This window comes from Pseudomonas sp. MF6776 (genome assembly GCF_016613125.1).
Taxonomy (GTDB): domain Bacteria; phylum Pseudomonadota; class Gammaproteobacteria; order Pseudomonadales; family Pseudomonadaceae; genus Aquipseudomonas; species Aquipseudomonas iridis.
The window spans coordinates 284,627-306,510 of sequence record NZ_JAENSQ010000001.1 but is presented as its reverse complement, the minus strand read 5'-3'; the positions used below and the strand labels follow the sequence as shown (position 1 = coordinate 306,510).

Genomic DNA, 21,884 nt, shown 5'->3' with positions numbered 1-21,884 from the left:
GGACTATGGCTCGTCGCAGGCATCAGGAAGAACACGTTAATCACGAGCGCTGGCTCGTGTCCTACGCCGACTTCATTACGCTGCTGTTCGCTTTCTTCGTGGTGATGTACTCGATTTCGTCGATCAACGAAGGCAAGTACAAGGAAATTTCCGAAGCGCTGGTCGGGGTCTTCACCGACTCCGACCGCGCGCTCAAGCCGATCCCGATTGGCGACGAGAGACCGAAGACCGTGACCCCGGCCAAACCGCTGGTCAAGGACGCCGAGCAGGTTGACGCCGGTATCGCCGGCGCCAGCGATCCGCTGAAAAGCATTGCCGACGACATCAGCGCCGCATTCGGTGACCTGATCAGCTCCAACCAGATGACTGTGCGCGGCAATGAGTTGTGGGTCGAGATCGAACTCAACTCCAGCCTGTTGTTCGGCAGCGGTGACGCCATGCCGAGCGACATCGCCTTCAACATCATCGACAAGGTTGCAGCGATCCTCAAACCGTTCGACAACCCGATCCACGTCGAAGGTTTTACCGACGACCAGCCGATCCGCACCGCGCAGTACCCGACCAACTGGGAGCTGTCCTCGGCGCGCTCGGCGAGCATCGTGCGCATGCTGGCGATGCAGGGCGTCAATCCCGGTCGGCTGGCCTCGGTGGGCTACGGCGAATTCCAGCCAGTAGCGAATAACGCCACTGCCGAAGGCCGGGCGAAAAACCGTCGCGTGGTGCTGGTGGTGTCGCGCAATCTGGATGTGCGCCGCAGCCTGACGGGTACCGGAACCGCTCATGCGCAACCGGACGCCGCACTGAAGCGCGCTGGCACACAAACTGCACCGACCCCGGTCAAGACGCCGGGACGCGAGAGTGCCGTCAATTCTCCGTCACCCGCATTAATACGCTGAGCCATGTCTCGGCCGAGCATCTCGGTCGGGAGGAACGAACTGAATGAGAGTCTGGGCAGTCGCCAATCAAAAGGGTGGGGTCGGTAAAACCACCTCTTCCATCGCTTTAGCCGGATTGCTGGCCGAGGCGGGCAAGCGCGTGGTCGTGGTCGATCTCGACCCACACGGCTCGATGACCAGCTATTTCGGCTACGATCCCGACAGCCTGGAACACAGCAACTACGACCTGTTCCTGCACAAGGGCAGCGTGCCGCAAGGCTTGCCCGGGCAGTTGCTGCTGTCGACCAGTGACGAACGCATTTCCCTGCTGCCATCGAGCACCGCGCTGGCAACGCTCGAGCGCCAGTCGCCTGGGCAAAGTGGCCTGGGGCTGGTGATCGCCAAGAGTCTGGCGCAGTTGTGGCAGGACTTTGATTATGCAGTCATCGACAGCCCGCCGTTGCTCGGCGTGCTGATGGTCAACGCCCTCGCGGCGAGCCAGCAACTGGTGATCCCGGTACAGACCGAGCACCTGGCCGTCAAAGGGCTGGAGCGCATGGTCAACACGTTGGCGATGATCAACCGCTCACGCAAACAGGCGCTGCCGTTCAGCATCGTGCCGACGTTGTTCGACCGCCGTACTCAAGCGTCGATGAGCACCTTGCGCGTGCTGCGCGACAAATTTCCCGACGATATCTGGCAGGGCTACATCCCGGTCGATACGCGTCTGCGCGACGCCAGCCGCGCGGGTGTCACGCCTTCGCAATTCGACGGCAAGAGTCGTGGTGTGCTGGCTTACCGCGCGCTGCTCAAACATCTGTTGGCGCAACAACTTGTTGCGCAGGTGGCTTGAGATGATTTTGCCCTGTGTAGGAGCTGCCGCAGGCTGCGATCTTTTGATCGGGTTTTGTGGCGCTTCTGAAAAGATCAAAAGATCGCAGCGTTCCGCAGCTCCTACAGGGGGTTGTGTATGAATCGGCCGGTGAAGTTGACCTCCAAGCCGCAGATGGCGTTGCAGTCCTATCTGGACAGCTTGTTGGAGGAGATCCCGGACGAGTTGCCGGTGCAGGTCGCTTCCCAGCCTGAAGTGATTGAAAGCGCCGAAGCGCTGGATGAATTCCAGGCGGCGGTGCTTGAAGAGCAGGCGCGCGATGCCGAGAAAGCGGCCAGAGCTGTTGCGCCGGTCGCTGCGCCCGCCCCGGTGGCCAGGGCGCCCGTGGTGTTGCTCGAAACGGCTGAACCTGTGCGCGTGGTATCGACCCTTGCGCCGCTGCTGCAAACGCAGTTGCTGCAAGCTGTGCCTGAACCCGTCGAACCTGAGCCAGAGCCAGAAGCGCCAGCGGCCGAACCGGTTGTTCAAGCGCTCGTCACGCCGCTGGTGGAAGTGCATCTGCCGCCAAGCAACACACCGCCGCCGGTCGACACCGACGGCCGTCCGGCCTGGGCCTCCGAAGCCTTCGAATGCCTGCTGTTCGATGTCGCCGGATTGACCCTGGCCGTGCCACTGGTGTGCCTGGGCTCGATCTACTCGCTGGCCGGTCACGAGCTGACGCCGCTGTTCGGTCAGCCGGAATGGTTCCTCGGGATTCTGCCGAGCCAGGCCGGCAACCTGAAAGTTCTGGACACCGCGCGCTGGGTCATGCCGGATCGCTATCGCGATGATTTCCGTCAGGGCTTGCAGTACGTGATTTCGGTACAAGGTTACGAGTGGGGCCTGGCGGTGCATCAGGTCAGTCGTTCGTTGCGTCTTGATCCGAATGAAATCAAATGGAGAAGTCATCGGGGTCAGCGGCCATGGCTTGCCGGCACCGTGATTGAACACATGTGCGCCTTGCTCGATGTCGCAGCTCTTGCGGAGTTGATCGCCAGCGGCGGGGCAAAGCACATGCCCGGCAGTAAGCCGAACCACAAACCGACTTAACACTTACATAACAGACAAGCACCGGCATACGCATGGCGGGGCACAGAACATACACCGCCAGGGGCGGTACTTCGAGGGGCTAGGGTATGAACGACAAGGCGACGGCGGCAAAGGGTTCTGAAGATCCGATCCTGCAATGGGTGACCTTCAAGCTGGACAACGAAACCTACGGCATCAACGTGATGCGCGTTCAGGAAGTGCTGCGCTACACCGAAATCGCTCCGGTGCCGGGTGCGCCAAGCTACGTGCTGGGCATCATCAACCTGCGCGGTAACGTGGTCACCGTGATCGACACCCGTCAGCGCTTCGGCCTGAGCACCGGCGAGATCAGCGACAACACCCGTATCGTCATCATCGAAGCCGACAAGCAAGTCGTCGGCATCATGGTCGACAGCGTGGCCGAAGTGGTTTACCTGCGTCAGTCGGAAATCGAAACGGCGCCAAACGTCGGTAACGAAGAGTCGGCCAAGTTCATCCAGGGCGTATGCAACAAGAACAACGAGTTGCTGATCCTGGTCGAGCTGGACAAGATGATGAGCGAAGAAGAGTGGTCGGACCTGGAGAACATCTGATTGATTCTCGAAGTTGCGGTCATTGTCCTGTTCCTCTTCTGGGCAGGCACGCTGGCAATGTTTCTGGCGTACATCAAGGCGCAGCGGGTGATCGCTGCGCAACAGGCCGAGGGCGATGCGCTGCGTGATCAGCGCATCAAGGAACTGGCCAAGCGCGTTGACGATTATCAGAACGGAAATGTGCGCATGGGCGAAGCCCTGCACGAACTGCGTGCGGTAGTCGGTCCGTTGCCGGACAAAATCGTTCAGCTGGAACAGCGTGATCCATCCAGCCTGTCGTTCGCCCAAGCGGCGAAACTGGTGGGGATGGGCGCGAGCGTTGATGAGCTGACTCAGTCCTGTGGCTTGACCCAGGCTGAGGCGGAGTTGATGCGTAAGTTGCACAAGAGCAGCTAGAAGCTTCAAGCAGAAAGCTGCAAGAAAAGTCAAAAGATCGCAGCCTTCGGCAGCTCCTACAGGTGGGTAGATGACCCTGTAGGAGCTGCCGAAGGCTGCGATCTTTGCTTTTACGGCTTAATAATCATCGCCGCGCTCGGTGATGTCCTTCTCGACCATCGGTGCATCCGGGTCGTGTCCCTCGGGGAATTTCCCCTTCAGATTCCACGCAAACGCGATGATCTCGGCGATGGTGCGGTACAGCTCTTCGGGAATGCTGTCGCCCAATTCCATTCGCGCCAACAGTCGCACCAGTTCGGCGTTCTCATAGATCGGCACTTCACAGTCGCGGGCGATCCGCAGGATTTCTTCGGCCAGTTCGTCATCACCTTTGGCGGTGAGCGTCGGGGCGTGGTTGCCGTCGTACTTGAGGGCGATGGCCTGGCGTGGAGCGGTGGCGTCATTCATGCGGTTTCATCAACCCAGCGGTGGTCGAGACGGGTTTGATTGCCTTGTGGCGGGGTGCCGTGGTGACAGTCGATATCACCAACGTTGAGCCCACGATCCAGCAGGCGCTGGCGCAGCGCGAACAGGTTGTTTTCGATCAGGTCGGCGGTGTACGGCCGTTCGGCCCACAACTGGCCCGACAGGCTGCCGGCGATCAGTTGCGCCTGAATCTGCATCGGCCCGAGCGGCTCCATGTCGAACGCCAGATCGACGCGCCACAGTTGTTGTTTCGGCTCGCGTTCGTCGCGCCGCTCGTTCGGTTGCGGTTCTTTCTCCGGCGCTTCTTCGCGCTGGAACTTGACCTGCAACGGCACGATGTCTTGCAGGTTGCGCATGGGAATTTCCAGCTGCCAGGTGCTGAGCAGCCGCCCGTCATCGGTGACGCCAGTTTGTTCCAGGCTCGACAACTGATGGCTTTGCAAGCGCGAGATGGCAGCAGCAGCGAGGCGCAGCAAATGCTCCAGATCACCTTCGCCGTCCTGGCTTTGCAGCAAACGGTCGGGCAGCGGGAAGCTGCTGGGCAGCGGTTTGGCGCTGACCTGGCCGAGCATGCCGAGGGCGTTGCGTACGAAACTCGGCATCGCCTGCGCGAGGGTGTTGGCGGCGATGATGGCGTTGAAACTGGTGCTGCTCGGCAGGCCCGGTGTCAGTTGCGCGACCAGTTTGAGCAGATCGGCTTTCATGTCCGGTGCCAGCGTCGGGGTTTGTCCGGTCAGCAGTTTGGCTTCGAGAAACATGCCGCTGTTGGCCAAGGCCTGTGCGACGCCTTTGGCGGTGCTCAGCTGTTGCACGTTCGGCAGGCTGGCGAGCAGGCGATCTACCGCAGCGCGTAAATCTGTCGACGTTTGATCGGTGTTGGCTGGCAGGTTTTGCAGCGCGTTCAGCAAACCGGTCAATGAAGCCTGACGACCTTGCTGGCCGACCAGTTGCTGGCTCACGGCCAATTGCTCCTGACGACTGCTCAGCGGCAGGAATTTCAACGTTTGCGAATCTTCTACCAACGCCGAGAGCAGGGTGCCGATGCGCAGTGGCTGCGGGCTGTCGATGGTCAATGTGCTGCCGCTCAAGGCGGTATTGAGCAGGCTGACCATCGAACGAAACACCGTCGTTTGCCCCGGCGTTTGCGGGAGCACCTGCGAAGTCAGCACTTTGCCTTGCAGCAGGGTGCCCACGGGCAATTGCGCCGTGTCGATGCGGGTGAGGGCGGCAACGCTGCTGGCAATGGCCTGTTGTACGGTAATCGCCAGATTACCCGCAGACGGCTGAGTGATCGCCAGACTGGTGCCTTGCGCCAGCGGTAGATTGCTGGTCGCTTGCACGGTGGTCTGGCGGCCGCTGTCCAGCGTTACCTTGAGCAGCAGTTCAAACGTCTGATCCGCCTGCTTGAGCGACAACACCTCAGCCTTGGCGCTCTGGCCGGTCCCGATCAAGCCTTCGACCGGTGTCAGCAGCTTGAGCAACTCGCCGACCTGCGGGCGAACGGTCGCCGGGGTGGTCGTCGGGAGCGGGAGGATGTTCATTTCGCCTGTCATACGCGGACACAACCTGAGGAAATTGCACTCTTGAGAGTAAGGCACGACATGTATAATGCCGCCCGTCTTGCGCTTCGTTCAAAAAACATAGCAATTGTTTGACGCAGCTCTCTAGATCGAGCCGTCATTGCATTTATGCTGCATCTCTTTAACGGCCGCGCCAGAGCCGACTTGAACCGTATAAGGCCCGTGATCCCTTGACCAGTCCTGTCCTGCAAACCGTTGCCCTCGCGTGTGAACGTGATCTGAGGCTGCTCTTCGAAAATCTCGAATTGCGACTCGTCAGCGGCGATATGGTGCAGATCAGCGGCCCCAACGGCAGCGGTAAAACCAGTTTGCTGCGTTTGCTGGCCGGTTTGATGCAGCCGACCGAAGGTCAGGTCCTGCTCAATGGTCAGCCATTGACCGAGCAACGCAGTGAACTGGCGCGCAATCTGTTGTGGATCGGCCATGCCGCCGGGATCAAGGACTTGCTGACTCCGGAAGAGAACCTGTCGTGGCTCTGCGCCCTGCACCATCCCGCCGAACGCGATGCGATCTGGCAAGCACTGGCAGCGGTAGGATTGCGCGGATTCGAAGATGTTCCCTGCCACAGTCTTTCTGCCGGTCAACAACGCCGCGTGGCGCTGGCGCGTCTGTATCTCGATAGCCCGCCGCTGTGGATTCTCGATGAGCCGTTTACCGCCCTCGACAAGCAGGGCGTGGCGCAACTCGAAGAACATCTGGCCGGACACTGTGAGCGCGGCGGTCTCGTCGTATTGACCACTCACCACACCCTGAGCCGGATGCCTTCGGGTTATCGCGACATCGATTTGGGGAGCTGGGCAGTATGAGTGTGTTCGGCCTGCTGGTTGCCCGTGAATCCCGACTGCTGTTTCGCCGCCCGGCGGAGCTGGCCAATCCACTGATTTTCTTTGCCATCGTCATCGCCTTGTTCCCGCTGGCCGTCGGCCCGGAAACTCAAGTGTTGCAAAACCTGTCCCCGGGGTTAGTCTGGGTGGCGGCGCTTTTATCCGTGCTGCTCTCGCTGGACGGGCTTTTCCGCAGTGATTTCGAAGACGGCTCTCTGGAGCAGTGGGTCCTTTCGTCGCACCCGCTGCCACTTCTGGTTTTGGCCAAGGTGCTGGCACACTGGCTCTTTTCCGGGCTGGCGCTGGTTTTGCTCTCACCCTTGCTGGCGTTGATGCTCGGTTTGCCTGCTGCCTGTCTGCCGGTATTGCTGCTGTCATTGCTGCTGGGTACCCCGGTGCTGAGCTTGCTCGGCGCGGTGGGCGCGGCGCTGACTGTGGGTTTGAAGCGTGGCGGCCTGTTGCTGGCGCTGCTGATTCTGCCGTTGTACATCCCGGTGTTGATCCTCGGCAGTGGCGCCTTGCAGGCAGCCTTGCAAGGCATGCCGGCGACCGGTTATCTGCTGTGGCTTGGGAGCCTGACCGCCCTGGCGATAACCCTGACACCCTTTGCAATAGCGGCTGGCCTGAAGATCAGCGTCGGCGAATAATAATGAGGTCTGGTTAAAAATTAACCGCTTTTTTCAGGAAAGGCATGACCCAAATGCCAGCTCACACCGATGAGCGGCACCCGTGATGGATACAGTATGAACTGGACCTGGTTTCACAAGCTCGGCTCGCCCAAGTGGTTCTACGGCATCAGCAGCAAGTTTTTGCCGTGGTTGAGCATTGCAGCGTTGCTGCTGATTGGTGTCGGCGTAGTCTGGGGCCTGGCCTTCGCGCCGCCGGATTATCAGCAAGGCAACAGCTTTCGCATCATCTACATTCACGTGCCCGCCGCGATGCTCGCTCAGTCGATCTACGTGATGCTGGCGGTGTGCGGTGTGGTCGGTCTGGTGTGGAAGATGAAACTGGCCGACGTCGCCCTGCAATGCGCTGCACCGATCGGCGCGTGGATGACCGCCGTGGCGCTGGTCACCGGGGCTATCTGGGGCAAACCGACGTGGGGCTCGTGGTGGGTCTGGGATGCGCGCCTGACTTCGATGCTGATTCTGCTGTTCCTGTATTTCGGCCTGATCGCGCTGGGCAACGCGATCAGCAACCGCGACAGCGCCGCCAAGGCCTGCGCAGTGTTGGCCATCGTCGGCGTGATCAACATCCCGATCATCAAATACTCGGTGGAGTGGTGGAACACCCTGCACCAGGGCGCGACTTTCACCCTCACCGAAAAACCGGCAATGCCTGTCGAAATGTGGCTGCCGCTGCTGCTGACGGTGTTGGGTTTCTACTGCTTCTTCGGCGCCGTGTTGTTGCTGCGCATGCGCCTCGAAGTGCTCAAGCGCGAAGCCCGCGCCAGTTGGGTGAAAGAAGAAGTGCAGAACAGTCTGGAGGGCGCGCGATGAGTTTTGCTTCATTCGGCGACTTCCTCGCCATGGGCCATCATGGCCTGTATGTCTGGTCGGCCTACGGCATCTGTCTGGCGGTACTGGTCCTCAACGTCGCGGCGCCAATTGCCGCCCGCAAGCGTTATCTGCAACAAGAGGCGCGTCGTCTGCGCCGGGAGAACGGCAAGTGAATCCGCTGCGTAAAAAGCGTCTGATCATCATTCTGGCAATTCTGGTCGGGGTCGGCACTGCCGTCGGCCTGGCCTTGAGCGCGCTGCAGGAAAACATCAACCTGTTTTACACGCCAACCCAGATCGCCAATGGCGAAGCACCGCAGGGTACGCGCATTCGCGCTGGCGGCATGGTGGAGGCCGGTTCACTGCAACGCTCCCCGGACTCGCTGGACGTCAGATTCGTCGTCACCGATTTCAAGAAATCCGTGACCATCACCTATCGCGGCATCCTTCCAGACCTGTTTCGCGAAGGGCAGGGCATTGTCGCCCTCGGCAAGATCAACGCCGACGGTGTAGTCGTCGCTGATGAAGTGCTGGCCAAGCATGACGAGAAGTACATGCCGCCGGAAGTGACCAAAGCGTTGAAAGACAGCGGTCAATCCGCCCCGACCCCAGCGAAGGAGAGTTGATTGATGACTTCCGCAATCTTTATTCCCGAGCTCGGCCATCTGGCGATGATTTTGGCGCTGTGTTTTGCGCTGGTGCAGGCCGTGGTGCCATTGGTCGGTGCCTGGCGCGGTGACCGTTTCTGGATGAGTCTGGCCCAGCCGGCCGCGTGGGGGCAGTTCGCGTTTCTGCTGTTCGCCTTCGGCTGCCTGACCTACGCATTCATGGCCGATGACTTCTCCGTCGCCTATGTGGCCAACAACTCCAACAGCGCGTTGCCGTGGTATTACAAATTCAGCGCGGTGTGGGGCGCCCACGAAGGCTCGTTGCTGCTGTGGGCATTGATCCTCGGCGGCTGGACGTTCGCCGTGTCGGTGTTCTCGCGCCAGTTGCCGCAAGTGATGCTCGCCCGTGTGCTGGCAGTGATGGGCATGATCAGCACCGGTTTCCTGCTGTTCCTGATCCTCACGTCCAACCCGTTCAAACGCATCCTGCCGCAAATGCCCAGCGATGGCGCCGACCTGAATCCCTTGTTGCAAGACATCGGCCTGATTGTTCATCCGCCGATGTTGTACATGGGTTACGTCGGGTTTTCCGTGGCGTTCGCGTTCGCCATCGCGGCATTGATGGGCGGTCGCCTTGATGCGGCGTGGGCGCGCTGGTCGCGTCCCTGGACCATCGTTGCCTGGGCCTTTCTCGGTATCGGTATCACCCTCGGATCGTGGTGGGCTTACTACGAACTCGGCTGGGGCGGCTGGTGGTTCTGGGACCCGGTGGAAAACGCCTCGTTCATGCCATGGCTGGTCGGTACCGCGCTGATTCACTCGCTGGCGGTTACCGAGAAACGTGGCGTGTTTAAAAGCTGGACGGTGTTGCTGGCGATTGCCGCTTTCTCGCTGAGCCTGCTCGGTACGTTCCTGGTGCGTTCCGGTGTGCTGACTTCGGTGCATGCATTTGCGTCCGACCCGGAGCGCGGCGTGTTCATCCTGATCTTCCTGCTGTTTGTCGTCGGTGGTTCGCTGACCCTGTTTGCGTTGCGCGCACCGGTCGTAAAAAGCCAGGTCGGGTTCAACCTGTGGTCGCGTGAAACGCTGCTGCTGGGCAACAACCTGGTACTGGTCGTGGCGGCGTCAATGATCCTGCTTGGCACCTTGTATCCGCTGATTCTCGATGCCTTGAGCGGCGCCAAACTGTCGGTCGGCCCGCCGTACTTCAACGCGCTGTTCATTCCGTTGATGGCGTTGTTGATGATGGTGATGGCGGTGGGCATGCTCGTGCGCTGGAAAGACACGCCGGTGAAATGGCTGTTGAACATGCTGGCCCCGGTGCTGCTCGGCAGCGTTGCTCTGGCCGTGGTCGCCGGTATTGCTTACGGCGATTTCAATTGGGCGGTGATCGCCACCTTCCTGCTCGCCGCGTGGGTATTGCTCGCCGGTGTGCGCGACATCTTCGACAAGACGCGCCACAAAGGCCTGATCAAAGGCCTGCCAACGCTGACTCGCAGCTATTGGGGCATGCAGATCGCTCACCTCGGTATCGCCGTTTGCGCGTTGGGCGTGGTGTTGTCGAGCCAGAACAGTGCCGAGCGCGACCTGCGTCTGGCACCGGGCGAGTCGATGGATCTGGGCGGTTATCAGTTTGTGTTCGAAGGCGCCAAGCACTTCGAAGGGCCGAACTTCACGTCCGACAAAGGCACAATCCGGGTGATCCGTGACGGCAAGGAAATCAGCGTGCTGCACCCTGAGAAGCGTCTATATACGGTGCAGAATTCGGTGATGACCGAAGCCGGAATCGACGCCGGTTTCACCCGTGACCTCTACGTCGCATTGGGTGAACCGCTGGAAAACGGCGCCTGGGCGGTGCGCGTACACGTCAAACCGTTCGTGCGCTGGATCTGGTTCGGCGGCTTGCTGACAGGTTTCGGCGGGTTGCTGGCAGCGATGGATCGACGCTACCGAGTCAAGGTTAAAGCCCGTGTGCGTGAAGCGCTGGGCATGGAAGGAGCGGCTGCATGAGACGTTGGTTGATGCTGGTGCCCCTGGCGATTTTTCTGCTGGTGGCGGTATTCCTTTATCGCGGTCTGTACCTTGATCCGGCGGAACTGCCGTCGGCCATGATCAACAAGCCATTTCCGGATTTTTCCCTGCCAAACGTGCAGGGTGATAAAACCCTGACCAAAGCCGATATTCTCGGCAAACCGGCACTGGTCAACGTCTGGGGGACCTGGTGCATTTCCTGCCGGGTCGAGCATCCGGTGCTGAACAAGCTCGCCGAACGCGGAGTGGTGATCTACGGCATCAACTACAAGGACACCAACGCCGATGCCTTGAAGTGGCTGGCCGAGTTCCACAATCCTTATCAGCTCGACATCCGTGACGACGATGGCTCGCTGGGTTTGAACCTCGGTGTTTATGGCGCGCCGGAAACCTTTTTCATCGACGCCAAGGGCATCATCCGCGACAAGTATGTCGGTGTGATCGACGAGCAGGTCTGGCGCGAAAAACTCGCGGCCAAGTACCAGGCGCTGGTCGATGAGGCCAAGCCATGAAGCGCTTTTTAGCTGCCCTGGTGCTGGGTTTGAGTCTGGTCGGCGTGGCTCACGCGGCCATCGACACTTACGAGTTTGCCAAAGAAGGTGATCGCGAGCGTTTCCGCGAACTGACCAAGGAACTGCGTTGCCCCAAGTGCCAGAATCAGGACATCGCTGACTCCAATGCACCGATTGCCGCTGACCTGCGCAAAGAGATTTTCCGCATGCTGGGCGAGGGCAAGGACAATCAGCAGATCATCGACTTCATGGTCGATCGCTACGGTGATTTCGTCCGCTACAAACCCGCGCTGAACGCCAAGACCGCGCTGCTGTGGTTTGGCCCGGCCGGTCTGCTGCTCGGTGGTTTTGTGGTGATCGCCGTGATCGTCCGCCGCCGTCGCGGACAACGCGCCGAGACACCGCAATCGCTGTCTGCCGAAGAACGTCAGCGCCTCGACCAACTGTTGGATAAAACCAAGAATGATTGATTTCTGGCTCGCCGCAGGGCTGTTGCTACTGGTCGCCCTGAGTTTTCTGCTGATCCCGGTATTGCGTGAACGTCGCGCCCAGCGTGAAGAGGATCGAACTGCCCTGAACGTCGCGCTCTATCAGGAGCGCGTCGCCGAGTTGCAAACGCAACAGGCCGAAGGCGTACTCGATGCCGTGCAAATGGACAGCGGCCGCGCTGAAGCCGCGCGTGAACTGCTCGCCGATACCGAAGGTGTCGTTGCGCCACGGGTATCCCGACTGGGCAAGCCGTTGCCGCTGCTGGCTGCCGTGTTGGTGCCGGTATTGGGCCTGGCGCTGTACTTGCACTTTGGCGCCGTCGACAAGGTTGAACTGACTCGCGAATTCGCCCAGGCGCCGCAGTCGATGGAAGAGATGACCCAGCGTCTGGAGCGCGCCGTTGCCGCGCAACCGGATTCCGCTGAAGGCCTCTACTTCCTCGGCCGTACCTACATGGCTCAGGAGCGTCCCGCGGACGCGGCGAAGATGTTCGAGCGCGCTGCCAACCTCGCCGGTCGCCAACCGGAGTTGCTTGGTCAGTGGGCGCAGGCACAGTATTTTGCCGACGGTAAAAAGTGGTCGGACAAGATTCAGGCCCTGACCGACGAAGCACTGAAGGCTGATCCGAAAGAAGTGACCAGCCTCGGCCTGCTCGGCATCGCCGCGTTTGAAGGCGAGCGTTATCAGCAAGCCATCGATTACTGGAACCGCTTGCTGGCGCAACTGCCGCCGGACGACAAATCCCGGGCCGCGCTGCAAGGCGGAATCGAACGTGCAGCCGAGCGTCTCAAGGCCAGTGGCGGCACAGTCGCTGAAGCCACAGCGCCGAAAGCCGCATTGTTGAAAGTCAGCGTCGATCTGGCCAGCGAACTCAAAGGCAAGGTGCAACCGGGCGACAGCGTGTTCATTTTCGCCCGCGCTACGTCCGGCCCGCCGGCGCCATTGGCGGCCAAGCGCCTGACCGTGGCTGATCTGCCAGTGACTGTCGAACTGGGCGATGCCGATGCGATGATGCCGCAGTTGAAACTGTCGAACTTCCCTGAAGTCCAACTGGTTGCGCGCGTCTCCCGTGCCGGCCAGCCGACTGCTGGTGAATGGGTCGGTCGCAGCGGGCCTTTGCCCAGCAGCACCACCGCGCCGCAAAAACTGACCATCGACAGCCCGGATAAATAACCGGAACCAGAGGAACGCACCGACATGCACACCATCGCCCGAATCACAGTCCTCACACTGGCCCTGGGCATGAGTGCATGTGCGGTGCAGCAACGACCGGAACCGACCACCAACCTGCCGCCGATTCCGCCATCACAGCCAAGCCCGACCCCGTCGACTTCGCCGACCCCAGGCAAAAGCATCCCGGCCAAACCGGCAAAACCCGTCCCGCGCACCTCGGCCAGCTTCGCCCCACCACCGGGCGGCAACAGCCACTGGGATCAGAAACTTGGCGTCTACGTTCTCGACGATCAGACCAATACGTTCTATCGCCAGCGCACCTACTACCGCTGGAACAACGGCTGGAGCCGCGCGGTCAGCCCCAACGGCCCATGGGAAGACACCAACATCCACGGCGTGCCTCCGGGGTTGGGCAAGAAATTCGGGCAGTAATGAAAACGGCGATCTTCGGATCGCCGTTTTGCTGTGTGTCTGTTGGGAGCTCACAGAATCGCGCGATAGCTTGCAAGTGCCTGAACCGATCGGGACAGCCCCTGCCGTTGCAGAAGATTCAGAAACGATTCGATATCCATGACAGGGTTTTTCAGTTGCTGGCGCTGACGCTGAGCGGCTGCAACAACGGCTGACGGATCCAGATGAAATAGATTTTCGACAAACTCATCTGGATGTTGCGCCTCGATGCCAAAAGGAGCCAAGAGCACATCGGGAAAGTCTTTAAGGTTAAAGGTCACGATCACACCCGCTCCACAACGTATGGCGGCCGCCAGAACATGGCGGTCATCTCTGTCTGGCAATGTCAGTCCCGTGACGAGATCCTCATAGTCAATGACGCAGGCTTCGGGGATCGCACGATCCATTAGGTCCGATGTTCGATCCAGTTGCTCCATTGTCAGGTCAGTTCGGTTCTTCAATAGATTGCGTTTCCATTCGCAGTGAATCTCCTTCGTCCATCGCGCTCGAAACCTGCCGGAGAGCGCGAGCCACATCAGAAAGTCTCTCAACGGAGCCGGGTACAAAACACATGCATCGTATACAGCGGTGAAAGAGGAGTGCCTCACTCGTATCCTGTCCTTAGTGCCTGTGCCTGCTCTGCGAGAAGCTTCATTGCCTGCTCGCTGGCGGTGTCTCGCCGGGTTTTATAGTCCATCAAATCGGCAAAACGCACACGTCGGTGCTTGCCTGTTTTGTGGTAGGACAACTCGCCGCTTTCCAACAGCTTTATCAGGTGCGGGCGTGAGACGTTAAGCAGGTCGGCAGCTTCCTGCGTGGTCAATTCAGCGTGGATCGGTACTACCTTGACGGCATTGCCTTCTGCCAGCGCAGCAAGGATGTCGACCAAAAGGCGCAGGGCGGAGGTGGGCAATTCGACAAGGTGGGCTTTGTTCTGCTCATCGAAAATCTGGATGTGCTGGGTTTCGAATTGAGTTGCAAGGTAAGCGGCCAGCGCACGTTTGCCCTCGACGGCGGCTTTGACTTCGCGTTCAACGGGGAGGTTGATAGCGGGTTGAATGACTATCGACATAGGGATGTTCCAGCAATCTCAAAGGGGATGCCAGGAACGTTATTCGAATTAAACGAAAATCGCAATAAACGAAAATTAATGTGACAGTCTTGAAATTGATTCAGTGTTAAATGGCATCGCGGGCGGATATGCCCGCTCTGCTCTTGCATTTTTACGCTGTCGCCAGCGACCGTCTTCGCGACGCACTCAAAAATCGCAGCAACGCCAGCAACGGAAATACGCTGCCGACAATCACGATCCATAACCAACTGCCATGCTCATACACCGCGCTGGCCACCGACGAGCCGAAAGCGCCGCCGATGAAGATACTGGTCATGTACAGCGCGTTCAGACGACCACGGCTTTTCGCGTCCAGCGAGTACACCGCACGCTGGCCGAGCACCATGTTCATCTGCACGCAGAAGTCGAGGACAACGCCGGTCACGGCCAGGCCGATGACGCTGTAGGCCGGGTGGATGAAGGCGGGCAGGAAGCTCAGGCTGGCGAACAGCATGGCCAGCAAGGACGCGATTCGGGTGTGGCCGGCGTCGGCCAGGCGGCCGCTGATCGGCGCGGCGATGGCACCGATGGCGCCGACCAGGGCGAAGATCGCAATCTCGGTTTGCGACAGGCCATGATTGCGCGCCAGTTCCAGCGGCACTGCAGTCCAGAACAGGCTGAACGCGGCGAACATGCAGCCTTGATAAAACGCACGCTGACGCAGCACCGGTTGCTGGCGCAGCAGCGTCCACAGCGAGCCGAGCAGTTGTCCATAGGATGCGCTGTGATCCGGTTGACGCTTGGGGACTGTCAGCGCCAACACCACGCTGATCGCCGCCATCAACGCCGCCGCGATCATGAACATCGCCCGCCAGCCCAAGTGGTCGGCCACCACGCTCGATACCGGTCGCGCCAACAGGATGCCCAGCAACAAACCGCCCATGATTCCGCCGACAACGCGACCGCGAGATTCCTCAGGCGCCAGATGCGCGGCCAATGGAATCAGGATCTGCACCGACACCGAACTGAAGCCCACCAGCAACGAGATCAGCAGAAACAGGTTGGGTTGATCGGTGAACGCCGCAGCCAGCAGGCTGGCGATAGCGACTAACGTGGTGATGATCATCAACCGACGGTTTTCCAGCAGGTCCGCCAACGGCACCAGAAAGAACAGGCCCAGCGCGTAGCCGATCTGCGTCAGCGAGACGATGAAACTGGCCATGGTGTCGGTCAGACCGATGTCCGGCGCGATCAGGCCGATGATCGGCTGCGCATAGTAGATGTTGGCAACGATGGCGCCGCAGCAGAATGCGAACAGCAGCACCATGCCTCGGGTCATTGCGTGAGTCGTGGCGGTCATAGGGTTTCTCGATCCAGCGAAAGGAATGCGGTGAGGCTATGGGACAAACCGGGCGGGCAGAAGACGCCTTTGGTTGATATCAGTTATCAAGGTGCGCAATGTTGGGGTGTTTCAGCGTTTCATCTTGGATGGACTGGCGTCCGACTGGTGAGCGCCGATGATACATTCACTTACATCTGTTCGATAGCGTGCTTATGATCACACGCTCCCCCTCACCCCAGCCCTCTCCCTCGGGAGAGGGCTGGGGTGAGGGGATGCTGGACACAAAAAAGGCGACCTGCCGAGGTCGCCTTTTTCATTGCTACTTAAGCCTTACTGCCCCGTGTAAATCTGATCAAACACCCCACCGTCATTGAAGTGAGTCTTCTGCACGGTGCGCCAGTCACCAAAAGTCTTCTCCACCGAAAGGAAATCGACTTTCGGGAAACGATCGGTGTACTTCGCCAGCACCGCCGGATCACGCGGGCGCAGGTAGTTGGCGGCAGCAATTTCCTGACCTTGTGGCGACCACAGGTACTTCAGATATTCATCAGCCGCCGCACGCGAGCCTTTCTTGTCGACGACTTTGTCGACCACGGAAACCGGTGGCTCGGCCTCAGCGGAGACACTTGGGTAGACGACTTCAAACTGATCACGGCCAAACTCGCGGGCGATCATTTCGGCTTCGTTCTCGAAGGTCACCAGCACGTCGCCGATCTGGTTGGTCATGAACGTGGTGGTGGCGGCGCGACCACCGGTATCGAGCACCGGCGCTTGCTTGAACAGTTTGCCGACGAAGTCCTTGGCCTTGTTCTCGTCACCGCCGTTCTTCAGCACATAGCCCCATGCCGACAGGTAGGTATAGCGGCCGTTGCCCGACGTTTTCGGGTTTGGCACGATCACTTGTACGCCGTCCTTGAGCAGATCCGGCCAGTCTTTCAGGGCTTTCGGGTTGCCTTTGCGGACGATGAACACGGTGGCGGAAGTGAACGGCGCGCTGTTGTTCGGCAGGCGTGTGACCCAGTTCTCCGGCACCAGTTTGCCGTTGTCGGCGAGGGCGTTGATGTCAGTTGCCATGTTCATGGTGATGACGTCAGCCGGCAGGCCGTCGATCACCGATCGCGCCTGTTTGCTTGAACCGCCGAAGGACATCTGCACAGTGATGTTTTCGTTGTGCTCGGCTTGCCAGTGTTTCTGGAACGCAGTGTTGTAGTCCTTGTAGAAATCGCGCATCACGTCGTACGAAACGTTGAGCAGGGTCGGTGCGGCTTGAGCCACGCTGCCGAACGCGAGACCAGCGGCGAGAATTGAGGCGCCAAAGAGTTTTTTCACTGCGCATTCCTTGTTGTGTCTGCTACAGGGGAGTGATGTTTAATTGCCACTGACTATAACGGGTCGGACATAGTCGTTTAAAGATTAAAAAACTCTTTGCTTATTCCATTTTTTTGAACAGCGCGTTGCCACATCGCGAGCAAAACGCGGCGCCATGTTCGTGGCTGTTCTTCTTGCACACAGGGCAATCATGTTGCAGCTGTTCACCGCGCATGGCGTTGGCCAGTTCGGCGGTGAAAATCCCGGTTGGCACGGCGATGATCGAGTAACCGGTGATCATCACCAGCGACGAAATCACCTGACCCAGAGGCGTTTTCGGCACGATGTCGCCAAAACCCACGGTGGTCAGCGTCACGATAGCCCAATAGATGCCTTTGGGAATGCTGGTGAAACCGTGCTCCGGGCCTTCGATCACGTACATCAACGTACCGAACACCGTCACCAGCGTGCAGACACTGACCAAAAACACCACGATTTTCTGTTTGCTGCCGCGCAGCGCCGACATCAGGTAATTGGCTTGTTTGAGGTACGGACTGAGCTTGAGCACGCGGAAAATCCGCAACATGCGGATGATGCGAATAATCAGCAGGTACTGCGCATCACTGTAATACAGCGCGAGAATGCCCGGCACGATCGCCAGCAAATCCACCAGCCCGTAAAAACTGAACGCATAGCGCAGCGGCTTGGGCGAACAGTAAAGACGCAGGATGTACTCACCGAGAAAGATGATCGTGAAACCCCACTCGATGTAGGCCAGCACGTTGGCGTAGTTCTGGTGAATGCTGTCGATGCTGTCGAGCATCACGATCACTAGGCTGGCGAGGATGATCAACAGCAAAATGCCGTCGAAGCGCCGTCCGGCGAGGGTGTCGCTCTGGAAAATCATGACGTAAAGCCGTTCACGCCAGTTGCTGCTGCTGTCCATGAATAATGCCTGAATCAAAGATCAGCGCAGCCTAGGTTGATTCTCCCCCTGAGCGCAAGGCGTGCTGTCGACGTTGGCTTTGCCAAGCATCTGGATACCGACGCGGATCAGCCAGCAGGCCAGGATGAACGGCGCGGTCAATGTGGCCAGACCCATGGCGGCGAACAGCGGTGTGATCAGCAATGCCAGGACGATGCCGAGCAATGGCAACCACGGTTGTTCGCGTTGAGCACTGAAGGCGAGGGCGGCGAGCACGGCGTTGTAGCTGCCCAGGCCTAGCAGCGCGGAACTGGTTTCGTGGTGCAGCAAACTGGACGCCAGACCGATTGCAGAAGCCAGCAGTGCCCAGGCAAAAGCGCGGCGATCAGCGATCAGCAAACCGATGGCAATCAACCCCCCGGCCAATGGATGCCCGAGGAACATCACCTGTCCGAGCCCTTTGAACTCGGCTGCGAACAGATTGATCAGGTTCATCTCGACGTGAGCCATCGGCGCCAACGGTTCGGCGAACAGCAGTAACACCCAACTCATGGCCACGAACGGCGAGGTGTAGGCCGGTATGGCGCGGTTGCGGTACACATGTTTGAGCCATTGTTGCGTGAGCATCGCGCTCAAGCCGCCGGCGGCGAGAATCAGCGGCGGCAGCAGCGGTGACCACGGGAAATACAGGCTCAGCAACAAACCAAGCAGGACGCCGTTGTAACTGAACAACCCGGCCTGGCGATCAGCCTTGGCGTAGTTGCGCCGTTGCGCGGTGAGCAATCCGGCGACGGCGCCGAGCAGCGCACCGGCGAACAGCACAGGCGCGGTCAGCAGGATCGCCAGCAGACACAGCAGGCCGCACAGTGGATGGCGCTGGAGGAATATCTGACTGAAACCGTTGAGCAAAGCCTCGGCCCAGTCGGGGCAGTGGGTATTGAAATGTTTGGCAGGCATGGCAGTTCTGAAAGTCAGGGAAACCGGGTCACCCGCATCGCCAGCAGGCTGGCTCCCACACCGAATCTCTGTTCAGTCTTGATCTTGTGAACGACACAAAACCCATGTGGGAGCCAGCCTGCTGGCGATGAGGCCAGTTGTAGCGCTCAAGCATTTTGATTGAAGGAATTACCGCTATCCCCCCAGGTGCTTTTTGAGCTTGAAACGGTGTGGCTTAAATCAATGTTTCGATACGCAGCGAGTTCGTCGACCCCGGCTGCCCAAACGGCACGCCGGCAGTGATCAGCAGCGTGTCACCACGCTCGGCCATTCCCTGCGCCTGGGCGATTTCCAGGGCAGTCGAGCAGACTTCATCGACCTGACGCAGGCGATCGTTGACCACCGAGTGAATGCCCCATGCCACGCTCAAACGGCGCGCGGTCTGCAGGTTCGGCGTCAGGTTGAGGATCGGTGCTTTTGGCCGTTCCCGCGATGCACGCAGGCTCGATGCGCCCGACTCGCTGTAGTTGACCAAAACGGCCACCGGCAACACGTTGCTGATGCGCCGGATCGCGCAACTGATCGCGTCGGATACGGTGGCCTCAGCCTTCGGCCGACTGACGTCCAGTTGCGTCTGATAATCCGGACCGTTTTCCACCTGGCGGATGATCTTGCTCATCATCTGCACAGCTTCCAGCGGATACTCGCCGGACGCGGTTTCCGCCGACAGCATGACCGCATCGGCACCTTCGGCCACCGCGTTGGCAACGTCGGTGACTTCGGCGCGAGTCGGGGCAGGGGAGAAGCGCATCGACTCGAGCATCTGCGTCGCGACGACGACAGGTTTGCCGAGTTCGCGGCAGGTGGTGATGATGTTTTTCTGGATCTGCGGCACGCTCTCGGCCGGGACTTCTACGCCCAGATCACCGCGAGCCACCATGATCGCGTCGCTCAGTTCGGCGATTTCACGCAGTTGCTCAACCGCCGACGGCTTCTCGATTTTCGCCATCAGGAACGCTTTGTCACCGATCAGTGCGCGGGCCTCGAGAATGTCTTGCGGGCGCTGCACAAACGACAGCGCGACCCAATCCACACCCAGCTCCAGACCGAAACTCAGGTCACGGCGATCCTTGGCGGTCAACGGGCTGAGTTCGAGCACCGCTTGTGGCACGTTCACTCCTTTGCGATCCGACAGTTCGCCGCCATTGAGCACGGTGGTGTCGATCGCGTCGGCGTATTTGGTGACCACGCGCAGGCGCAGTTTGCCGTCGTCGAGCAGCAGATCCATGCCCGCTTCCAGCGCTTCGATAATCTCCGGATGGGGCAGGTTGACCCGGCGCTCATCGCCCGGTGTTGCGTCCAGATCGAGGCGGAATGCCTGGCCGCGATGCAACTGCACCTTGCCGTCAGCGAATTTACCGACGCGCAGTTTCGGCCCTTGCAGGTCCATCAGAATGCCCAGCGGATAGTTGAGCTGGCGCTCGACTTCGCGGATCCACTGATAGCGCTTGGCGTGGTCGGCGTGATCACCGTGGCTGAAGTTGAGGCGGAAGATGTTGACCCCGGCCTCGACCAGTTCGCGGATAGCGTCGATGCCATCGACCGCAGGCCCGAGGGTGGCGAGGATTTTGACCTTTTTATCAGGCGTCATGATTTAGAGTTCTCAAGGATCAGAATGGCGCGGAAGTCGTTGACGTTGGTGCGGGTCGGCTCGGTGACGATCAGCGCGTCGAGTGCCTGGAAGTAGCCGTAGCCGTTGTTGTTATCCAGTTCGTCGCTGGCGCTCAGGCCAAGGGCGGCGGCGCGGGCGTAGCTGTCCGGGGTCATGATGGCGCCGGCGTTGTCTTCCGAGCCGTCGATGCCGTCAGTGTCACCGGCCAAGGCGTAGACGCCGGGCTGGCCCTTGAGGCTGTCGGTCAGGCTCAGGAGGAATTCGGCATTGCGGCCGCCACGGCCATTGCCGCGCACGGTCACGGTGGTTTCGCCGCCGGAGAGAATCACGCAAGGTGCGGCCAGTGGCTGGCCGTGGTTGATGATCTGGCGGGCGATGCCGGCGTGGACTTTCGCCACTTCGCGCGACTCACCTTCCAGGTCGCCGAGGATCAGCGTGCTGAAACCGGCCTGACGGCATTTCACCGCTGCGGCATCCAGCGATTGCTGCGGGCGGGCGATCAACTGGAAATGACTGCGAGCCAGGCTTGGGTCGCCGGGTTTGACGGTTTCCGACTCGGGGCTTTGCAGCCAGGTGCGTACCGATGCCGGGATTTCGATGCCGTAGCGCTTGATGATCGCCAAGGCTTCGGCTGACGTGCTCGGGTCGGCCACGGTCGGGCCGGAAGCGATGACCGTGGCGAGGTCGCCCGGTACATCGGAAATCGCATAGGTATAAACAGTCGCCGGCCAGCAGGCCTTGCCGAGTCGGCCGCCCTTGATCGCCGAGAGGTGCTTGCGCACGCAGTTCATCTCGCCGATGGTCGCGCCGGATTTGAGCAGGGCTTTGTTGATCGACTGCTTGTCGGCAAGCGTGATGCCTTCGGCTGGCAGGGCGAGCAGGGCAGAGCCGCCACCGGACAGCAGGAAGATCACGCGGTCGTCTTCGGTCAGGTTGCTGACCAGGTCCAGCACGCGTTTGGCTACGGCCAGACCGGCAGCGTCCGGCACTGGATGCGCGGCTTCGACCACTTCGATTTTTTCGCACGGGGCGCCGTGACCGTAACGGGTCACAACCAGGCCAGATACTTCACCCTGCCAGCAGCGCTCGACCACTTGCGCCATGGCGGCGGCGGCTTTGCCGGCGCCGATGACGATCACCCGACCGGTACGATCGGCTGGCAGATGGGCTTCGAGGACTTGCTGCGGATGGGCCGCGTCAATGGCTGTAGCAAACAGCTCGCGCAGCAGTTGTTGCGGATCGACCGACATGGCGGG

At 60.0% G+C, this 21,884-nt stretch carries 25 protein-coding genes; 15 read left to right on the top strand and 10 right to left on the bottom strand.

Translation table 11 applies throughout. From position 1 onward, the window contains the following. Nucleotides 1-5 precede the first annotated feature (5 nt). The 5 genes from motD (at nucleotide 6) to JJD74_RS01360 (ending at nucleotide 3,764) form a co-directional block, all read left to right on the top strand. Nucleotides 6-896 carry a flagellar motor protein MotD gene (gene motD, locus JJD74_RS01380; protein ID WP_042558248.1) on the top strand — a complete coding sequence of 297 codons (891 nt, stop codon included), beginning with the start codon at nucleotides 6-8 and terminating at the stop codon, nucleotides 894-896. Nucleotides 897-939: 43 nt separating this feature from the next. Next, nucleotides 940-1,728, top strand: coding sequence for a ParA family protein (locus JJD74_RS01375; protein WP_042558249.1), 789 nt, complete (start codon nucleotides 940-942; stop codon nucleotides 1,726-1,728). A gap of 117 nt (nucleotides 1,729-1,845) precedes the next feature. Next, nucleotides 1,846-2,796, top strand: coding sequence for a CheW domain-containing protein (locus tag JJD74_RS01370; protein ID WP_200610785.1), 951 nt, complete (start codon nucleotides 1,846-1,848; stop codon nucleotides 2,794-2,796). Between the two features lie 86 nt (nucleotides 2,797-2,882). Beyond that, nucleotides 2,883-3,368 carry a chemotaxis protein CheW gene (locus JJD74_RS01365; protein ID WP_042558251.1) on the top strand — a complete coding sequence of 162 codons (486 nt, stop codon included), beginning with the start codon at nucleotides 2,883-2,885 and terminating at the stop codon, nucleotides 3,366-3,368. After that, nucleotides 3,369-3,764, top strand: coding sequence for a DUF2802 domain-containing protein (locus JJD74_RS01360; protein WP_042558252.1), 396 nt, complete (start codon nucleotides 3,369-3,371; stop codon nucleotides 3,762-3,764). Between the two features lie 117 nt (nucleotides 3,765-3,881). Here the strand turns inward: JJD74_RS01360 and JJD74_RS01355 are convergent, their stop codons facing one another. After that, nucleotides 3,882-4,211 (bottom strand): EscU/YscU/HrcU family type III secretion system export apparatus switch protein, encoded by a 330-nt coding sequence (locus JJD74_RS01355; protein WP_047300283.1) that lies wholly within the window; start codon nucleotides 4,209-4,211, stop codon nucleotides 3,882-3,884. Continuing rightward, a complete protein-coding gene (gene fliK / locus JJD74_RS01350; protein ID WP_200610783.1) occupies nucleotides 4,208-5,782 on the bottom strand; it encodes a flagellar hook-length control protein FliK in 1,575 nt (524 codons plus the stop codon). Before fliK ends, JJD74_RS01355 begins: the two co-directional genes overlap by 4 nt. Before the next feature lie 197 nt (nucleotides 5,783-5,979). Here fliK and ccmA point away from each other — a divergent pair, with 197 nt between their 5' ends. From ccmA to JJD74_RS01300, 10 genes are all read left to right on the top strand, one after another. Next, the gene (ccmA, locus tag JJD74_RS01345; RefSeq protein WP_047300285.1) at nucleotides 5,980-6,615 is read left to right on the top strand and encodes a cytochrome c biogenesis heme-transporting ATPase CcmA; all 636 of its coding nucleotides are present in this window, start codon (nucleotides 5,980-5,982) and stop codon (nucleotides 6,613-6,615) included. Then, nucleotides 6,612-7,280, top strand: a complete 669-nt coding sequence (ccmB, locus tag JJD74_RS01340; RefSeq protein ID WP_007919970.1) for a heme exporter protein CcmB — start codon at nucleotides 6,612-6,614, stop codon at nucleotides 7,278-7,280. Before ccmA ends, ccmB begins: the two co-directional genes overlap by 4 nt. Before the next feature lie 96 nt (nucleotides 7,281-7,376). After that, on the top strand, nucleotides 7,377-8,132 hold the full coding sequence (locus JJD74_RS01335) for a heme ABC transporter permease (RefSeq protein ID WP_042558258.1): 756 nt from the start codon (nucleotides 7,377-7,379) through the stop codon (nucleotides 8,130-8,132). Next, complete coding sequence (gene ccmD, locus JJD74_RS01330; protein ID WP_007959239.1) at nucleotides 8,129-8,305, top strand: heme exporter protein CcmD; 177 nt, start codon at nucleotides 8,129-8,131, stop codon at nucleotides 8,303-8,305. Before JJD74_RS01335 ends, ccmD begins: the two co-directional genes overlap by 4 nt. Then, the gene (gene ccmE, locus JJD74_RS01325) at nucleotides 8,302-8,757 is read left to right on the top strand and encodes a cytochrome c maturation protein CcmE (protein WP_115147812.1); all 456 of its coding nucleotides are present in this window, start codon (nucleotides 8,302-8,304) and stop codon (nucleotides 8,755-8,757) included. Before ccmD ends, ccmE begins: the two co-directional genes overlap by 4 nt. A 3-nt stretch (nucleotides 8,758-8,760) precedes the next feature. Further along, nucleotides 8,761-10,749 carry a heme lyase CcmF/NrfE family subunit gene (locus JJD74_RS01320; protein ID WP_200610782.1) on the top strand — a complete coding sequence of 663 codons (1,989 nt, stop codon included), beginning with the start codon at nucleotides 8,761-8,763 and terminating at the stop codon, nucleotides 10,747-10,749. Next, nucleotides 10,746-11,282: a DsbE family thiol:disulfide interchange protein gene (locus JJD74_RS01315; RefSeq protein ID WP_047300287.1), complete on the top strand. Its 537-nt coding sequence runs from the start codon at nucleotides 10,746-10,748 to the stop codon at nucleotides 11,280-11,282. Before JJD74_RS01320 ends, JJD74_RS01315 begins: the two co-directional genes overlap by 4 nt. Then, nucleotides 11,279-11,752 carry a cytochrome c-type biogenesis protein gene (locus JJD74_RS01310; protein WP_042558263.1) on the top strand — a complete coding sequence of 158 codons (474 nt, stop codon included), beginning with the start codon at nucleotides 11,279-11,281 and terminating at the stop codon, nucleotides 11,750-11,752. The genes JJD74_RS01315 and JJD74_RS01310 overlap by 4 nt, the downstream gene beginning before the upstream one ends. Beyond that, nucleotides 11,745-12,944 carry a c-type cytochrome biogenesis protein CcmI gene (gene ccmI / locus JJD74_RS01305; protein ID WP_200610780.1) on the top strand — a complete coding sequence of 400 codons (1,200 nt, stop codon included), beginning with the start codon at nucleotides 11,745-11,747 and terminating at the stop codon, nucleotides 12,942-12,944. The genes JJD74_RS01310 and ccmI overlap by 8 nt, the downstream gene beginning before the upstream one ends. A 24-nt stretch (nucleotides 12,945-12,968) precedes the next feature. After that, nucleotides 12,969-13,376: a hypothetical protein gene (locus tag JJD74_RS01300; RefSeq protein WP_042558265.1), complete on the top strand. Its 408-nt coding sequence runs from the start codon at nucleotides 12,969-12,971 to the stop codon at nucleotides 13,374-13,376. Between the two features lie 50 nt (nucleotides 13,377-13,426). Here JJD74_RS01300 and JJD74_RS01295 read toward each other — a convergent pair whose 3' ends face one another. The 8 genes from JJD74_RS01295 to JJD74_RS01260 all read right to left on the bottom strand — a co-directional run bounded on the left by JJD74_RS01295 (nucleotide 13,427) and on the right by JJD74_RS01260 (nucleotide 21,878). Then, a complete protein-coding gene (locus JJD74_RS01295) occupies nucleotides 13,427-14,002 on the bottom strand; it encodes a PIN domain-containing protein (protein ID WP_047300289.1) in 576 nt (191 codons plus the stop codon). Next, complete coding sequence (locus tag JJD74_RS01290) at nucleotides 13,999-14,466, bottom strand: helix-turn-helix domain-containing protein (RefSeq protein WP_200610768.1); 468 nt, start codon at nucleotides 14,464-14,466, stop codon at nucleotides 13,999-14,001. Before JJD74_RS01290 ends, JJD74_RS01295 begins: the two co-directional genes overlap by 4 nt. A 151-nt stretch (nucleotides 14,467-14,617) precedes the next feature. Further along, nucleotides 14,618-15,805 (bottom strand): MFS transporter, encoded by a 1,188-nt coding sequence (locus JJD74_RS01285; RefSeq protein ID WP_200610766.1) that lies wholly within the window; start codon nucleotides 15,803-15,805, stop codon nucleotides 14,618-14,620. 312 nt (nucleotides 15,806-16,117) lie between these two features. Then, a complete protein-coding gene (locus JJD74_RS01280; RefSeq protein WP_115147806.1) occupies nucleotides 16,118-17,116 on the bottom strand; it encodes a sulfate ABC transporter substrate-binding protein in 999 nt (332 codons plus the stop codon). A 100-nt stretch (nucleotides 17,117-17,216) separates the two neighbouring features. Beyond that, nucleotides 17,217-18,041 carry an ion transporter gene (locus JJD74_RS01275; protein ID WP_042558270.1) on the bottom strand — a complete coding sequence of 275 codons (825 nt, stop codon included), beginning with the start codon at nucleotides 18,039-18,041 and terminating at the stop codon, nucleotides 17,217-17,219. A gap of 21 nt (nucleotides 18,042-18,062) precedes the next feature. Then, entirely contained in the window at nucleotides 18,063-18,977 is a 915-nt protein-coding gene (locus JJD74_RS01270; protein ID WP_200610764.1) for an urea transporter, read from the bottom strand. 214 nt (nucleotides 18,978-19,191) lie between these two features. After that, nucleotides 19,192-20,607, bottom strand: coding sequence for a pyruvate kinase (gene pyk / locus JJD74_RS01265; RefSeq protein WP_042558272.1), 1,416 nt, complete (start codon nucleotides 20,605-20,607; stop codon nucleotides 19,192-19,194). After that, nucleotides 20,604-21,878, bottom strand: coding sequence for a glycerate kinase type-2 family protein (locus JJD74_RS01260; protein ID WP_200610762.1), 1,275 nt, complete (start codon nucleotides 21,876-21,878; stop codon nucleotides 20,604-20,606). The genes pyk and JJD74_RS01260 overlap by 4 nt, the downstream gene beginning before the upstream one ends. Between the last annotated feature and the right edge of the window lie 6 nt (nucleotides 21,879-21,884).

Bases quoted from the DNA above. Each gene is read 5' to 3' on its own strand.
- motD (WP_042558248.1), top strand. From the start codon at position 6: ATGGCTCGTCGCAGGCATCAGGAAGAACACGTTAATCACGAGCGCTGG.
- JJD74_RS01375 (WP_042558249.1), top strand. From the start codon at position 940: ATGAGAGTCTGGGCAGTCGCCAATCAAAAGGGTGGGGTCGGTAAAACC.
- JJD74_RS01370 (WP_200610785.1), top strand. From the start codon at position 1,846: ATGAATCGGCCGGTGAAGTTGACCTCCAAGCCGCAGATGGCGTTGCAG.
- JJD74_RS01365 (WP_042558251.1), top strand. From the start codon at position 2,883: ATGAACGACAAGGCGACGGCGGCAAAGGGTTCTGAAGATCCGATCCTG.
- JJD74_RS01355 (WP_047300283.1), bottom strand. From the start codon at position 4,211: ATGAATGACGCCACCGCTCCACGCCAGGCCATCGCCCTCAAGTACGAC.
- fliK (WP_200610783.1), bottom strand. From the start codon at position 5,782: ATGACAGGCGAAATGAACATCCTCCCGCTCCCGACGACCACCCCGGCG.
- ccmB (WP_007919970.1), top strand. From the start codon at position 6,612: ATGAGTGTGTTCGGCCTGCTGGTTGCCCGTGAATCCCGACTGCTGTTT.
- JJD74_RS01335 (WP_042558258.1), top strand. From the start codon at position 7,377: ATGAACTGGACCTGGTTTCACAAGCTCGGCTCGCCCAAGTGGTTCTAC.
- ccmD (WP_007959239.1), top strand. From the start codon at position 8,129: ATGAGTTTTGCTTCATTCGGCGACTTCCTCGCCATGGGCCATCATGGC.
- JJD74_RS01320 (WP_200610782.1), top strand. From the start codon at position 8,761: ATGACTTCCGCAATCTTTATTCCCGAGCTCGGCCATCTGGCGATGATT.
- JJD74_RS01315 (WP_047300287.1), top strand. From the start codon at position 10,746: ATGAGACGTTGGTTGATGCTGGTGCCCCTGGCGATTTTTCTGCTGGTG.
- JJD74_RS01310 (WP_042558263.1), top strand. From the start codon at position 11,279: ATGAAGCGCTTTTTAGCTGCCCTGGTGCTGGGTTTGAGTCTGGTCGGC.
- ccmI (WP_200610780.1), top strand. From the start codon at position 11,745: ATGATTGATTTCTGGCTCGCCGCAGGGCTGTTGCTACTGGTCGCCCTG.
- JJD74_RS01300 (WP_042558265.1), top strand. From the start codon at position 12,969: ATGCACACCATCGCCCGAATCACAGTCCTCACACTGGCCCTGGGCATG.
- JJD74_RS01290 (WP_200610768.1), bottom strand. From the start codon at position 14,466: ATGTCGATAGTCATTCAACCCGCTATCAACCTCCCCGTTGAACGCGAA.
- JJD74_RS01285 (WP_200610766.1), bottom strand. From the start codon at position 15,805: ATGACCGCCACGACTCACGCAATGACCCGAGGCATGGTGCTGCTGTTC.
- JJD74_RS01275 (WP_042558270.1), bottom strand. From the start codon at position 18,041: ATGGACAGCAGCAGCAACTGGCGTGAACGGCTTTACGTCATGATTTTC.
- JJD74_RS01270 (WP_200610764.1), bottom strand. From the start codon at position 18,977: ATGCCTGCCAAACATTTCAATACCCACTGCCCCGACTGGGCCGAGGCT.
- pyk (WP_042558272.1), bottom strand. From the start codon at position 20,607: ATGACGCCTGATAAAAAGGTCAAAATCCTCGCCACCCTCGGGCCTGCG.
- JJD74_RS01260 (WP_200610762.1), bottom strand. From the start codon at position 21,878: ATGTCGGTCGATCCGCAACAACTGCTGCGCGAGCTGTTTGCTACAGCC.